The organism is Lysinibacillus sp. FSL K6-0057, assembly GCF_038630885.1.
Lineage (GTDB): Bacteria > Bacillota > Bacilli > Bacillales_A > Planococcaceae > Lysinibacillus > Lysinibacillus fusiformis_F.
The window spans coordinates 4,926,888-4,940,716 of sequence record NZ_CP152047.1 but is presented as its reverse complement, the minus strand read 5'-3'; the positions used below and the strand labels follow the sequence as shown (position 1 = coordinate 4,940,716).

General features: G+C 38.1%; 15 protein-coding genes. 12 read left to right on the top strand and 3 right to left on the bottom strand.

The window, feature by feature from the left end; all coding sequences use genetic code 11:
- Positions 1 to 69 precede the first annotated feature (69 nt).
- The 7 genes from MHB40_RS24755 (at position 70) to MHB40_RS24725 (ending at position 6,734) form a co-directional block, all read left to right on the top strand.
- Positions 70 to 672, top strand: coding sequence for a class I SAM-dependent methyltransferase (locus MHB40_RS24755; RefSeq protein ID WP_342533615.1), 603 nt, complete (start codon positions 70 to 72; stop codon positions 670 to 672).
- A gap of 404 nt (positions 673 to 1,076) precedes the next feature.
- Entirely contained in the window at positions 1,077 to 2,279 is a 1,203-nt protein-coding gene (locus tag MHB40_RS24750) for an ABC transporter substrate-binding protein (protein WP_313150522.1), read from the top strand.
- Between the two features lie 146 nt (positions 2,280 to 2,425).
- Entirely contained in the window at positions 2,426 to 3,301 is an 876-nt protein-coding gene (locus tag MHB40_RS24745; protein WP_016992164.1) for a branched-chain amino acid ABC transporter permease, read from the top strand.
- 12 nt (positions 3,302 to 3,313) lie between these two features.
- The gene (locus MHB40_RS24740) at positions 3,314 to 4,249 is read left to right on the top strand and encodes a branched-chain amino acid ABC transporter permease (RefSeq protein ID WP_205446203.1); all 936 of its coding nucleotides are present in this window, start codon (positions 3,314 to 3,316) and stop codon (positions 4,247 to 4,249) included.
- Complete coding sequence (locus MHB40_RS24735) at positions 4,249 to 5,028, top strand: ABC transporter ATP-binding protein (protein ID WP_342533613.1); 780 nt, start codon at positions 4,249 to 4,251, stop codon at positions 5,026 to 5,028. Before MHB40_RS24740 ends, MHB40_RS24735 begins: the two co-directional genes overlap by 1 nt.
- A complete protein-coding gene (locus MHB40_RS24730; RefSeq protein WP_004233555.1) occupies positions 5,028 to 5,735 on the top strand; it encodes an ABC transporter ATP-binding protein in 708 nt (235 codons plus the stop codon). Before MHB40_RS24735 ends, MHB40_RS24730 begins: the two co-directional genes overlap by 1 nt.
- A gap of 501 nt (positions 5,736 to 6,236) precedes the next feature.
- Complete coding sequence (locus tag MHB40_RS24725) at positions 6,237 to 6,734, top strand: cupin domain-containing protein (protein WP_342533611.1); 498 nt, start codon at positions 6,237 to 6,239, stop codon at positions 6,732 to 6,734.
- A gap of 39 nt (positions 6,735 to 6,773) precedes the next feature.
- Here the strand turns inward: MHB40_RS24725 and MHB40_RS24720 are convergent, their stop codons facing one another.
- Positions 6,774 to 7,493 (bottom strand): hypothetical protein, encoded by a 720-nt coding sequence (locus tag MHB40_RS24720; protein WP_205446200.1) that lies wholly within the window; start codon positions 7,491 to 7,493, stop codon positions 6,774 to 6,776.
- Between the two features lie 25 nt (positions 7,494 to 7,518).
- Positions 7,519 to 8,220 (bottom strand): 23S rRNA pseudouridine(2604) synthase RluF, encoded by a 702-nt coding sequence (gene rluF, locus MHB40_RS24715; RefSeq protein WP_342533610.1) that lies wholly within the window; start codon positions 8,218 to 8,220, stop codon positions 7,519 to 7,521.
- A gap of 241 nt (positions 8,221 to 8,461) precedes the next feature.
- On the opposite strand from rluF, the gene adh reads away from it, so the two are divergent.
- Together adh and MHB40_RS24705 are read left to right on the top strand one after the other, a co-directional pair.
- Positions 8,462 to 9,982 (top strand): aldehyde dehydrogenase, encoded by a 1,521-nt coding sequence (adh, locus tag MHB40_RS24710; protein WP_205446198.1) that lies wholly within the window; start codon positions 8,462 to 8,464, stop codon positions 9,980 to 9,982.
- A 21-nt stretch (positions 9,983 to 10,003) separates the two neighbouring features.
- Positions 10,004 to 10,363: a DUF779 domain-containing protein gene (locus MHB40_RS24705; RefSeq protein ID WP_342533609.1), complete on the top strand. Its 360-nt coding sequence runs from the start codon at positions 10,004 to 10,006 to the stop codon at positions 10,361 to 10,363.
- Between the two features lie 163 nt (positions 10,364 to 10,526).
- Here MHB40_RS24705 and MHB40_RS24700 read toward each other — a convergent pair whose 3' ends face one another.
- Positions 10,527 to 10,652, bottom strand: coding sequence for a hypothetical protein (locus tag MHB40_RS24700; protein WP_279381318.1), 126 nt, complete (start codon positions 10,650 to 10,652; stop codon positions 10,527 to 10,529).
- 159 nt (positions 10,653 to 10,811) lie between these two features.
- Between MHB40_RS24700 and MHB40_RS24695 the strand changes: the two genes are divergently transcribed.
- The 3 genes from MHB40_RS24695 (at position 10,812) to MHB40_RS24685 (ending at position 13,800) form a co-directional block, all read left to right on the top strand.
- Positions 10,812 to 11,780 (top strand): DUF4003 family protein, encoded by a 969-nt coding sequence (locus MHB40_RS24695; RefSeq protein ID WP_342442037.1) that lies wholly within the window; start codon positions 10,812 to 10,814, stop codon positions 11,778 to 11,780.
- Between the two features lie 43 nt (positions 11,781 to 11,823).
- Entirely contained in the window at positions 11,824 to 13,251 is a 1,428-nt protein-coding gene (locus tag MHB40_RS24690) for an aldehyde dehydrogenase family protein (protein WP_342442036.1), read from the top strand.
- A gap of 69 nt (positions 13,252 to 13,320) precedes the next feature.
- Positions 13,321 to 13,800, top strand: a complete 480-nt coding sequence (locus MHB40_RS24685) for an acyl-CoA thioesterase (RefSeq protein ID WP_004233566.1) — start codon at positions 13,321 to 13,323, stop codon at positions 13,798 to 13,800.
- Positions 13,801 to 13,829 lie beyond the last annotated feature (29 nt).

Here is a 13,829-nt window from a genome sequence, read left to right as displayed (position 1 = left end):
ATCTTTGGGTATGGTTTTTGCTTTTTATCGTGTTAAAATAAAGCATTCTTTTCTGAGGGGTCTTTTCATATGAATGAACAGCAATTTGATAAACATTTGCACATTAAAACGGTGGGAGAGCAATATGGTTTTCCTAAGCTTGCACACTATCACCGTTATGAGCCAACGCCATACAGTGGGTTGGAGCAATTATTCGCAGCGTATGAGATGCCTGACAATCCAGTATTTATTGATATGGGGTGCGGGAAAGGGCGAGTTCCCATTTATGTGCACCATAAGTTCCATATTCCAACTGTTGGGATAGAAATGGATGCAGGATTTTATGCAGAGGCAGAAGAAAATAAACGTAGTTATCTTCAAAAAATGAGAGCACATGCACCCATCAAATTTATTCATACAATAGCAGAAGCTTATGAAATAAAGTCACGTGATAATGTGTTTTTCTTTTTTAATCCTTTTTCCATTCACATTTTTCGTTCAGTCATTCATAATATTTGGAAATCCTACGAGCAGCGAATGCGAGATATTCATATAATTTTATATTATCCGCCTTACGATTATTTACAATTTTTACATCATGGAACACCATTTGAATTGCTTCATGAAGTACATTTAGAAAATGAAACAAATATAAATGAGCGCCTTTGTGTGTTTGAATTAAAAAAAGCTTAGAGTATGGGGGAACCCACTCTAAGCTTTTTCCTATTTACAGTACAGAGATAAACAATTTGTTACTCTTATTCTCATAATTATTTTCAGGGAAATAATCGTAATAGATGGAGGAGGTGTTTAAATCAACTAGACTTTATTGTGAAAAAACAATTTCATCTGATAGTTTTGTACTAGTCTATGGTTTGAATTAAAAGATAATTCACAAATAACTAATTATACTGAAAAATCACTCTAGACTAAATATAAAGAATGTTTTACAATGAAAAAGGCTTATATGAATAATATTTTTCTTTTGTTTTTAGATAGTTATAAATAATTATTTTAGCTATTGAGTAAATGATTTTAATTGTTTATAATTATCAGAAATATCTAATATTTGAGAAATTTTCAGGGGGAATTTAATTATGAGAGAGAGCAAAAAGCTTAAGAAGTTCGGTTCACTTTTAGTAGCATCTTCATTACTTGCTGGTGTTCTTGCTGGTTGCGGTAACGGAGACGATTCAAGTTCTGGCGGAGGCTCATCTGATGGCGATACAATTAAAATTGGTGCCAACTTAGAACTTTCAGGGAATGTAGCATCTTATGGTTCCTCTATTGGGCTAGGTGCAGAGCTGGCTGTAAAAGAAATTAATGATGCTGGCGGTATTGATGGTAAGAAAATTGAACTGATTAAAGTAGATAATAAATCAGAGAACTCTGAAGCAACTTCAGCTGCTATTAAACTAGCAACGCAGGATAAAGTAGTAGCAATGCTAGCACCTGCAACTTCAGGTAATACAGTAGCAACTGTTCAAATTGCAAATGATAATAAAATTCCTATTGTTACTGGTTCTGGTACAGCACCAAATATCACAGTAAACGAGGATGGCAGTGTTAATGAATATGCTTTCCGTACATGCTTTATTGACCCATTCCAGGGGATTGTAGCGGCTAATTTTGCTTCAGGTGAGCTAGATGCGAAAAATGTAGCTATTTTCGCAGATAATGCATCAGACTATGCAAAAGGTTTAGCAAAATCATTTAAAGAAACGATTACGAAGAGTGGCGGAAAAGTTGTAAAAGAAGAAGCTTATGTAGCGAAGGATACAGACTTCCGTACACAATTAACAAATATTAAAGCGGCAAATCCAGACTTTATCTTTATCCCTGGATATTATGAAGAAGTTGGTTTGATTGTTAAACAAGCACGTGAAATGGGCATTGATGTACCTCTAATGGGGGCTGATGGTTGGGATTCTCCAACTTTAATTGAATTAGCTGGCGCGGATGCATTGAATAACACATTCATCACAAACCACTATTCTGCTGAAGACCCAGATCAAAAAATTCAAGATTTCGTAAAGGCATTTAAAGCTGCAAATGGTGACAAAGCGCCTGACGCATTCAACGCACTTGGTTATGACACAATTTACTACATTGCGGATGCGATTAAACGTGCAGGCTCTACGGATGGGGAAGCAATTAAAAATGAATTAGCTGCAACAAAAGATCTTTCTTTAGTAACAGGTACTTTCTCAGTTGACGAAAATCATAACCCAATTAAAACAGCAACAGTTCTTGAATTTAAAGACGGTAAACAAGTGTTCAACTCTAAAGTTAATCCTTAATGTTTTGTAAGCAAGGGGGAGGCGGGTAAACACGCCTTCCTTTTTTGTGTGCTAGATAACTAGAATCGTAGTGCAAAACATAACTATTAGTATCGATCTATGTACTTATTTTTCAATTTTCAGAAAATTTAAAGGAGTGAATGCGCATGGAATGGATACAGCAACTTGTGAATGGTATTTCACTTGGAAGTATCTACGCGTTAATAGCGCTAGGGTATACGATGGTATACGGTATTATCAAGCTGATTAACTTTGCTCATGGTGATGTCTTCATGATTGGGTCATTTATTGGCTTTTACGCAATTGCTAAATGGGAACTTGGATTCTTCCCAGCACTATTATTGGCGATGTTAGTTTGTGCGATCTTTGGTGTTTTAATTGAACGTATTGCCTATAAACGATTACGAAATGCTACACGTATCGCAGCTTTAATTACAGCGATTGGTGTATCGCTATTAATCGAATATACAACGATTTTCTTCAGAGGGGCTCAGCCAGCAGCTTATCCTGAAGTTTTCAAAAATAAATCACTAGATATTTTTGGCGTACAAATCAGCAGTACATCCATCTTAATTTTATCAGTCGCAGTTGTACTGATGATTCTTTTACAATTCATCGTACATAAAACAAAAATCGGTAAAGCAATGCGTGCCGTTTCCCACGATGCAGATGCAGCTCGCCTAATGGGTATTAACGTTGACAATACAATTTCTGCAACGTTTGCGATTGGTTCAGCTTTAGCTGGTGCAGCAGGTGTTATCTTCGGTGTTTATTATACAAAAATTGACCCATTAATGGGTGTTATTCCTGGTGTTAAAGCATTTATCGCAGCTGTTCTTGGTGGTATTGGTATCATCCCTGGCGCTATGGTTGGTGGTATGTTACTAGGTGTTGTAGAGTCCTTAGTAAGTGCACTTGGCTTCTCGTTATGGCGTGATGCAGCGGCATTCGTTATCTTAATTTTAATCTTAATCTTCAGACCATCGGGTATCTTTGGTAAAAATGCCCGTGAGAAAGTGTAGGTGAGCGGTTTTATGAAAAAGTCTAAAGTTTTCTGGGGCTATGCCGTAATAGCGCTAGTCATCTATGCAGTTGTACAATTATTGATTACGACGGAAGTAATTGATTTGTACTATAAAAATATGTTGATCACGATGTGTATTAACATCATGCTAGCTGTCAGCTTGCATATTGTTATTGGGGTTACTGGGCAATTCTCTATTGGGCATGCTGGGTTCCTTGCAGTTGGAGCATATGTATCGGCTATCATTACAACAAAGTTAATGCTGCCATTCCCATTGGCTATCCTTTTAGGGGCTGCTGCAGCAGCAGTTGCTGGTCTCATTGTAGGGATTCCAACGCTTCGTTTAAAAGGGGATTATTTAGCGATTGCCACACTAGGGTTTGCCGAAATTATTCGTATTATCTTTTTAAATACGGATTATGTTGGTGGCGCAGCAGGGATGCAAGTTAAATATTTATCTAACTGGACGTATGCATTCTTTGGCGTAGTGTTAACGATTCTAGTCATCTCGAACTTTACAAATTCTCGACATGGACGTGCGTGTATCTCCATTCGAGAAGACGAAATAGCAGCGGATGCTATGGGTATTAACACAACTTACTATAAAGTTGTTGCATTCGCTATTGGCTCTTTCTTCGCTGGTCTAGCTGGTGCTATTTTTGCACATAACTTTTACATTATCCAACCGACAACATTTGGTTTCTTAAAATCATTTGATATTTTAATTTACGTTGTACTCGGTGGTTTAGGAAGTCTTTCTGGTTCAGTGATTGCTGCGATTTTCTTAACATTCGTGTCTACTTATCTCGCAAACTTCCCAGAAACGCGTATGATTATTTACAGTTTAGTATTAATTATCGTAATGCTTTATCGTCCAACAGGCTTGATGGGAACGAAAGAGATCACGCAATTATTTAAGTTTGGTAAAAAAGGAGGTACAAAATAATGACTGGAAACCTTCTTATCAATGTTGAAAACATGGGTATTCAATTCGGCGGTTTAAAGGCAGTACAGGGTGTTAATATGTACCTTAATCAAGGCGAATTGGTAGGACTTATTGGACCAAATGGTGCTGGGAAAACAACGAGCTTTAATATGTTAACAGGGGTATATACACCAACGGAAGGTACAATTACTTTTAATGATATGAAAATAAATGGACTTGCACCCTATCAGGTTACACAGAAAGGGATCAGCCGTACATTCCAAAATATCCGCTTATTTAAAGAGCTATCTGTACTAGACAATGTGAAGGTAGCCAACCATTCTCTTGCTAAGCATTCAATGTGGTCTTCTATTTTTCGTTTGCCAAACCATTTCAAAGGTGAGGCCGAAATGGAAAATCAATCAATTGAGTTCTTAAAAATCTTTGGTTTAGATGTCTATAAGGATGAGCTGGCAAAAAATTTGCCATACGGGATGCAGCGTCGTTTAGAAATTGCTCGTGCGTTAGCGGCAAATCCAAAACTACTGCTATTGGATGAACCAGCAGCAGGGATGAACCCACAAGAAACACATGATTTAATGGAGTTAATTGCATTTATTCGTAAAGAGTTCGGCTTAACAATTTTGCTGATTGAGCATGATATGAGCTTAGTCATGGGAATTTGTGAACGCATTTATGTACTCGATCATGGACAATTAATCGCTGACGGGACGCCAGAAGAAATTCGCAACAATCCAAAGGTAATAGAAGCGTACCTTGGTGAGGAGGTTATCGGCTAATGCTAAAAGTACAAAATATCGATGTTTATTATGGCAACATCCAAGCATTAAAGGGCCTCTCTTTAGAAGTAAACGAGGGTGAAATTGTAACGTTAATCGGAGCAAATGGTGCTGGAAAAAGTACGCTCTTAAAGACATTGTCAGGTTTATTGAAGCCAAAAGGCGGCATTATTGAATACGAAGGCTTCTCTATTGCTGGGAAAGCGGCACAAACTATTGTGAAATCAGGAATTTCCCATGTTCCAGAAGGTCGTCGTGTTTTTGCCAATATGTCAGTTGAAGAAAACTTAGAGCTTGGAGCATATCTGCGTAATGATAAAGCAGGTATTAAAAAAGATATGGATCATGTTTTCGAGTTATTTCCACGATTATTAGAGCGTCGGAAACAGCAGTCAGGCACATTGTCTGGTGGGGAACAGCAGATGCTTGCGATGGGTCGTGCTTTAATGGCCAAACCAAAGCTATTATTAATGGATGAACCTTCGATGGGTCTTGCACCGTTAATGGTTAAAAATATCTTCAATATTATTGAGCAGGTCAATAAAGAAGGAACAACCGTATTACTTGTTGAGCAAAATGCTAATATGGCATTATCGGTCGCTAACCGTGCCTATGTACTTGAAACGGGACGTATCGTTCTATCTGGTTCAGCAAAAGAGCTACAAGAGAGCGAGCAAGTAAAAGCAGCTTATTTAGGCGGATTATAAAAATGGTAGGGCATCTCATTTAATTTATGAGATGCCCTTTTAATGTTGAAAAACAAAACAGTCAATTGAAAGGTAGAAATGGATTGCCGTTGCAGGCTACTTGCTTTCCTGTGGGCAAGCCGCTCGTTTAGAGGCTTGTCTGTCCTGCTATCCCGGAAGTCAAGTAGCCTTCCACTTCAACCCACTAACTTTTTAGTAAAGGTGCTCACTACTCATTTTATTGAGGGGTGTCGTAACGAATCACTTCTCCATATTGAAAATAAGAGTCTATCCTACAAATAATGGGCAGTTTTGTTCACTACCGCTAGTATGAAAGATAAGGAAAAGACACTTTTGCACATGGTTGATTGGAGTGACGCTGGTGGAACGGAAATCAACCCCCGCCTTTCAAAATTCCTTTTTCCTCCGTTAAAATCACTTTTTTCTTGCATGATGAAAGAAAATCAGAGGTAGCATTTCTACTTTACTTTTTGGTAAGGTTGAAAAAAGGAGTGATGCTTTTTGAAGAATTCAGCACAATATTTTATTGAACATTTAAAGTTAGTCGAACATCCAGAAGGGGGCTATTACATTTCATCATTTCGTGCATCAGACGATATAGCCGTGAGAGATGTTCAGAGGCCCATTTATACAAGTATTTATTTCCTCTTACGCTCACAAGATATTTCCCATCTACATCGCTTGCAATCGGACGAGCTATGGTATTATCATGCAGGCAGCCCACTAACCGTTCATATGATTTTCCCAGATGGTACATATGAAGCGAAGAAGCTTGGTTTGAATGTAGAAGCAGGGGAAGTACCTCAAATTGCAGTGCCAAAGCATACAATTTTCGGTTCGTCGGTGGAAGAGTCTGATACGTTTAGTTTAGTTGGATGTATGGTGGCGCCAGGCTTTGACTTTGAGGACTTTGAATTGTTTACACAGGAAGAGCTTTTAGCAGATTATCCTCAGCACGAGGAAGTCATTCGTAAAATGGCCTACAAAACGATTGAATAAATCATGCCGTCTCAATTATTTTGAGACGGCATGATTTATTCACCATAATATTTCTTCAGGATAATTAAGTTGAATTTGAATATCATGCAATGCTTGTTTCGTTGCAATAGCTGCTTCCATCAGGTGGGATTTTAATGCTACATATTCATGGTCCTCTATCATTAATCGGACAGCAAATGCCGCTAAATGTGCTTGACGTTCCTCTTTACTTAATTCAATATATTCTAGATTCAGAACATCCACGTACTGTGTTGCAAAACGGAAGGTAAATGGATTTTTAGCATGTAACATTCTTAAAAACACAACATAATCTTCTTCACTCACCTCTTGTTCCAAACAATCAGCAATAGCCGCTTGAAATTTGCGTATAATAGCTATTTCATGATTCCACATAGAAGCATTGTTTAATTTTTGGTGCAGATCAATAAAATCATTTAATGCGATTGCACTAAAGATAATCTCTGGCCAAAGAATTTCTGTTGAAAAATAGACATTCTTATTTGGAAAGATTAATTCATGTTGTGTTAGAACACTCTTATTAAGTCCATTACTAACAAAATCTAGGTGATGTTCGCCAAGCATAGCATGTCTTAGTTTATAGCAAACGCTTAAAATACGTAGTCGAGGACCCTGATAATCATAGTATTTATTTTCATCACCAGTTACTTTATAAATAGCATTAATTAGTTCATCTAAATCCCAATAATCGGCGCTAATTCGAACTCCTGTTAGTTGCTCTGTGCTTTGAATGGATATCATAGTCCTCGTCCCTCCTCTTGAATGCCTATTTGAGTGTGTAATTAAGTAGTTTGAATAGTTCTGTTCGTTCCTTCTCTGTTAAATCACGCCATTGCCCCACCTTTAAGTTACCAAGCTTAATATTCATAATACGAATACGTTGTAGCCGCTTAACGGAATACCCTAGTGCAGAACACATTCGGCGAATTTGGCGGTTTAAGCCTTGCTCTAAAATGATTTTAAACACCTTATCCGAAATCCTTTCCACATGGCATGGTAAGGTTGTTGTATCTAAAATATCGACACCACTACCCATTTTTTGGATAAATTGTGTCGTTATAGGCTTGTCAACTTGAACAATGTATTCTTTTTCATGATGATTTTCAGCACGTAGAATTTTATTGACGATATCGCCATCATTCGTTAATAACAATAACCCCTCTGATTCCTTATCAAGACGTCCGATATGAAAAATACGCAAGGGATGATTGACAAAATCAACCACATTGCCTTTTATATGTCGCTCTGTCGTACTTGTAATACCAACAGGTTTATTTAGAGCAATGTAAACAAGTTGTTGTTCTTTCTTTACCTCTTTTCCATCAACGCAAACAATGTCCCCTGCTTCAACTTGACTACCGATTGTCGCCAGTTCCCCATTAATCGTTACTTTTCCTTCTTCTATCCATTTATCAGCGCCACGACGAGATATGATGCCTGTTTCACTTAAATATTTATTAATACGCATAATGTTCTCCTATATTTTATATTATTTTTAAGTATACCTTAACGCCATGCTTACAGTGAATGCTAGAAGCTTTTCTAGCAAAAATAAATTAGTTGGAAAAGTTTTTGAAAAAGTTGAAATTATTTTATGTTTCTGACAATATATTAGATGAGAGGGTTTCTATGAAAATATTGTTATTCCGATATAAAATAACGTTTTTTCTAGATAGTTCTCATTAAATTGTGTAAAGGGGAGAAGTAAAATGGTTTATGCATTTCCAAACACTGAAGGATCGGTAGTTCAATTCAAAGAGAAATATGATAATTATATTGGTGGCGAATGGACACCCCCAGTGAAGGGTCAGTACTTTGATAACGTTACTCCTGTTACTGGACAAGTTTTTACACAAGTAGCACGTTCCACAGCTGAGGACATTGAACTTGCATTAGATGCAGCACATGCTGCTAAGGATGCATGGGGCAAAACATCACCGACAGAACGCGCAAACATTTTACTTAAAATTGCGGACCGTATCGAGCAAAATTTAGAAAAGCTAGCCGTTGCCGAAACATGGGATAACGGTAAAGCGGTACGCGAAACATTAAACGCAGACATCCCTCTTGCAATTGATCATTTCCGTTATTTTGCTGGGGTATTACGTGCTCAAGAGGGCTCAGTAAGCCAAATTGATAATGATACAGTTGCTTATCATTTCCATGAGCCAATTGGTGTAGTTGGTCAAATCATTCCTTGGAACTTCCCATTATTAATGGCTGTATGGAAGCTTGCACCAGCACTTGCAGCTGGAAACTGTGTCGTATTAAAACCTGCAGAGCAAACACCAGCATCGATTATGGTGCTTTTAGAATTAATAGAAGACCTACTACCTTCAGGTGTCATTAATGTTGTGAATGGATTTGGCTTAGAAGCAGGGAAACCGCTTGCATCAAATCCACGTATTGGTAAGATTGCCTTTACAGGTGAGACGACGACAGGTCGTTTAATTATGCAATATGCTTCTCAAAACCTTATTCCAGTAACATTAGAATTGGGTGGTAAGTCACCGAACATCTTCTTTGAAGATATTATGGATAAAGATGATGCCTTTTTAGATAAAGCTGTTGAGGGCTTCGTACTATTTGCTCTAAACCAAGGAGAAGTATGTACATGTCCTTCACGTGCACTGGTTCAGGAATCTATTTACGATAAATTTATGGAACGCGTATTACAACGAGTAGAAGCCATTAAAGTTGGTAACCCACTTGATCCAAACACAATGATGGGTGCACAGGCTTCTAGTGAGCAAATGGAAAAAATTCTTTCTTATTTAGATATTGGTAAGCAAGAAGGTGCAGAATGTCTAATTGGTGGAGACAAAAATAATGTAGGTGAAGGCTTTGAAAATGGCTACTACATTAAACCAACTGTTTTCAAAGGGCATAATAAAATGCGTATATTCCAAGAAGAAATTTTCGGACCAGTTGTTGCTGTCACAACGTTTAAAACGAAAGAGGAAGCATTGGAAATTGCAAATGATACATTATATGGCTTAGGTTCCGGTGTTTGGACGAGAGATATTAATACAGCATATCGCTTCGGTCGTGAAATCCAAGCTGGCCGTGTTTGGACAAACTGTTACCACGCTTATCCTGCACATGCTGCATTCGGTGGCTACAAAATGTCAGGTGTTGGTCGTGAAAATCATAAAATGATGTTAGCTCATTACCAACAAACGAAAAACTTATTAGTGAGCTACAGTGAAAACAAACTTGGTTTCTTCTAAATCGTAGGGAGGTGCATGAGCGTGGTTGAACGTGTATTAGCAACGGAAGAAGCGCTGGCACTAATCGATCTATTAAAAGAGAAACATGGGTCCGTTATGTTTCATCAATCGGGCGGATGCTGTGATGGCTCCTCGCCAATGTGTTATCCAGAAGGCGACTTGCTAATAGGTGATCAGGATGTGTGCCTTGGTGAGATTGGTGGTGCTTCCTTCTACATGCACAAAAATCAATATGATTACTGGAAGCATACACAAATCATATTGGATGTGGTGGATGGCAGAGGTGGCATGTTCTCACTTGAGGGCGTAGAAGGCAAACGATTTCTAACAAGGTCAAGAGCCTTCACATCAGAAGAGCTACAAGAGCTAGGGTTAATTTAACGAAGCATTGGTACAGCGGCAAAGTTCTTCTGCCGCTGTTTTTTATCTTGAGTCAGAAATGTGTATTGTATGGAAAGTGAAGCGTTAGGACACACGACTTTCTATTTTTTAGGAGAGATCAATAACTGTTTTGGTATTCAAGTGTCCTCTGGAAGCCTCGATATTAATTTTTATGAAAAAGAGTATGTAAAGCGATATTTTTCGATGAATTTCGTAGAAAAAGGAATAGATTTAATCGATCCTTTAAGGTCATAGCAAATAATAGTTTTCTTGTGGTTTTTGCTAACATCGGCAATGCCTCCTTTTTAGGTTGTTAATATTTTCTATTAAATCAAATAAAGTAAGTAACATACATTAAATTATGTTTACTTTTTATGTTAATTGTTACAAAGAGGGTGAATCTTTCTTACATTATGTAACGTAAAACGAGTAAAGGAGTGTGCTAACTATGGATTATGTGATGATTGAAAATGAATTTGCAACTACGGTAGAGGATGTATCAAAAGCTGCAGGATGGACAGTGGACCGTAAAATTGTTTTGGCTATTGCTAGTACATTTGTAGCGTCAGGAAAAACTTTTGATGCAGCGAAGTATAAAAATGTTTTACAAGAAATGAAGAAGCAATCCTCATGGATGTCTCCTTTACGAACAACAGTTGGGTATAGTATTGCTGCCAATTTGATGGAGCAAGATGATGCTGAAAAGGCAGTAAAGAATATACTAACAAACGTGAGCATCTTAAAGGAAGCAAAATTCAGAAGCGGCAATTTTAGCTATATCGGGGCACAATTCTTGACAGAGGATGAAAACGATAAAAAGGCGCATGCACAGGCAGCTAGAGCCTTATTTGATGCTATTCGTAAACATCACCCATTTTTAACATCTTATGAGGACATTCCTTATGCAATATTATTAAGTAGTCCATCTGATGATGTTGAGCTGCGTGCGGAAACAATGAATCGATACTATAAAGAACTACGAACATATAATTTCAATGCTGGTAATGAGCTCCAATGGCTTTCACAGGTATTAACATTTTTATCACCACAATTTGATGGTCAGCTAGTACCAGATGTTGTAACACTTCGTGATACGCTCAAAAAGCAAAGTGTGAAAGTCAAGGCCATGCATTATCCTTTACTTGGCTTTTTAGCCATACTTAATCTAAATAAAGCGCAACTTCAAGGGATGATTGATTTATATCATGAATTAAAGGCCATGAAATTATTAAAATGGCATCATGAATTTGTGCTCTTTATGGCTGTACAAATTGCTATTTATGATATGGCCAAGGTGCAAAAATCTTTGTCCATGACCATTATGTCTTCGATTGAGTTATTAATTCAAGCACAGCAAGCAGCAATGATCGCAGCGGTTAGTGCAGCCGCCATTGCATCTAGTTCAAGTTCTTCGTGATAGAATAAAGAAGAACTTAATTATTTGGAGGTGCATTTGAAGGATGAAGGAAACAAAACTGTGGATTAATGGTCAGTGGCAAGATGCAGAGGAAAGCTATGAGCTAGCTTCTCCATATAGCGGTGAGGTTATTGCTCATGTAGCAAAAGCATCTATTCAAGATGTAGAGAGAGCTATCGAAGGTGCACAGCAGGCATTCCAATCGTTTAAAAAAACAACAGCCTACGAACGTGCCGAAATATTATATAAAGTTGTTGATAGAATGCGACAACGAAAAGAAGAACTTGCAGAGATTTTAGCCTTAGAGGCAGGAAAGCCTTTAGTCGCAGGATTAGCGGAAATTGATCGTACAATCGCAACCTATCAATTTGCAGCAGAGGGAGCTAAACAGTCAAAAGGTGAGACTGTTCCAATGGATGCAGCCCCTGGAGCAGGGGATCGAATAGGCTGGACAAAAAGGGAACCCTTAGGTGTGATATCGGCCATTACGCCATTTAATTTTCCATTCAATTTAGTGGCACACAAGTTAGGTCCAGCATTTGCAGTAGGTAATACCGTTGTATTAAAGCCAGCAACACAAACACCACTAAGTGCTATCGTTATGGCTGAAATTTTCCGTGAGGCAGGATTACCAGATGGAGCATTGCAGATTGTGACAGGAAGTGGAGGCGAGCTTAGTGACACACTTGTCACACATCCATACGTCAAAAAAGTAACGTTTACAGGTAGTGGTAAAGTTGGTTTGAGAATCAAAGAAAAAGTCGGTTTACGTAAAGTAACTTTAGAGCTAGGTTCTAATGCAGCAGTAATTGTCGAACCCTCTACGCCAATAAATAAAATTATCAGTCGTTGTGTAAGCGGTGCTTTTAACTTTGCTGGACAAGTATGCATTTCGTTACAACGTATTTATGTGCATTCTTCCATTATTGATGAATTAACTAAAGCATTTGTTGCAGAAACTGAAAAGCTTATAGTTGGAGATCCATTAAATAAAACTACAGATGTCAGTGCCATGATTCATTCAGACGAAGTGGAACGCATCAGAGAGTGGATTGAGGAGGCACAACAACAGGGTGCCGTGATTGCAACTGGGGGCGTATTTACAGAACGTACTTTAACACCAACAGTTATGACGAATGTGACAGCTGATATGAAAATTGTCTGCCAGGAAACATTCGCACCAATCGTCTCAATTGTTTCATATGAAACATTAGACGACGCAATTCGACTAGTAAACGAGTCGGACCTTGGCCTAAATGCAGGTATTTACACGAATATATTGTCAGATGCTTTATATGCAGCAGATGAATTACAGGCTGGTGCTGTCATTATTAATGATATTCCGACATTCCGGGTAGATAACATGCCATATGGTGGTGTAAAGATGAGTGGTTATGGACGTGAAGGAATTAAGTGGGCAATAGAGGAAATGACTGACATGAAATTTATTTCGATGAAAAAATCGTTCTAAATTTGCATCAGCTCTTTTTCTGCGATACGATGACGAAAGAACATCATGAGAAGGGAAGTTGCAAGAATTATGCCAAACAACGCTGTACCAATGAGCCAATCTCGTACGGTTCAATCGCGTCTCGTATTACCCCCAGACACAAATAATCACAATTCTATTTTCGGTGGAAGAGTGTTAGCTTATATTGATGAAATTGCTGCTATTACAGCAATGAAACACGCAAAAGGTCTTGTAGTGACAGCTTCTATTGACTCGGTTGATTTTTTATCCGCTGCACATGTAGGAGATATTCTTGAAATTGAGAGTATTGTTTCGTCTACAGGACGTTCTTCAATGGAGGTTTATGTTCGCGTTGTTTCTCGCAATATTGAGACTGGCGAGGAAAAATTAACGACAGAATCATTTGTCACGATGGTTGCAGTAAATGAGGAAGGGAAACCAGTACCAGTTCCTTCGATTTACCCTGAAACAGATGAAGAAAAGCGTTTATTTGAAACCGGGCCAGCAAGACGAGAGCACCGTAAACAAAAACGTGCATTGCCGCATTAAGGAAAAAGGGAACTCTAAATGAGTTCCCT

Bases quoted from the DNA above. Each gene is read 5' to 3' on its own strand.
- MHB40_RS24690 (WP_342442036.1), top strand. From the start codon at position 11,824: ATGAAGGAAACAAAACTGTGGATTAATGGTCAGTGGCAAGATGCAGAG.
- MHB40_RS24685 (WP_004233566.1), top strand. From the start codon at position 13,321: ATGCCAAACAACGCTGTACCAATGAGCCAATCTCGTACGGTTCAATCG.
- MHB40_RS24730 (WP_004233555.1), top strand. From the start codon at position 5,028: ATGCTAAAAGTACAAAATATCGATGTTTATTATGGCAACATCCAAGCA.
- MHB40_RS24700 (WP_279381318.1), bottom strand. From the start codon at position 10,652: ATGTTAGCAAAAACCACAAGAAAACTATTATTTGCTATGACCTTAAAG.
- MHB40_RS24745 (WP_016992164.1), top strand. From the start codon at position 2,426: ATGGAATGGATACAGCAACTTGTGAATGGTATTTCACTTGGAAGTATC.
- rluF (WP_342533610.1), bottom strand. From the start codon at position 8,220: ATGCGTATTAATAAATATTTAAGTGAAACAGGCATCATATCTCGTCGT.
- MHB40_RS24755 (WP_342533615.1), top strand. From the start codon at position 70: ATGAATGAACAGCAATTTGATAAACATTTGCACATTAAAACGGTGGGA.
- MHB40_RS24735 (WP_342533613.1), top strand. From the start codon at position 4,249: ATGACTGGAAACCTTCTTATCAATGTTGAAAACATGGGTATTCAATTC.
- MHB40_RS24750 (WP_313150522.1), top strand. From the start codon at position 1,077: ATGAGAGAGAGCAAAAAGCTTAAGAAGTTCGGTTCACTTTTAGTAGCA.
- adh (WP_205446198.1), top strand. From the start codon at position 8,462: ATGGTTTATGCATTTCCAAACACTGAAGGATCGGTAGTTCAATTCAAA.
- MHB40_RS24695 (WP_342442037.1), top strand. From the start codon at position 10,812: ATGGATTATGTGATGATTGAAAATGAATTTGCAACTACGGTAGAGGAT.
- MHB40_RS24720 (WP_205446200.1), bottom strand. From the start codon at position 7,493: ATGATATCCATTCAAAGCACAGAGCAACTAACAGGAGTTCGAATTAGC.
- MHB40_RS24740 (WP_205446203.1), top strand. From the start codon at position 3,314: ATGAAAAAGTCTAAAGTTTTCTGGGGCTATGCCGTAATAGCGCTAGTC.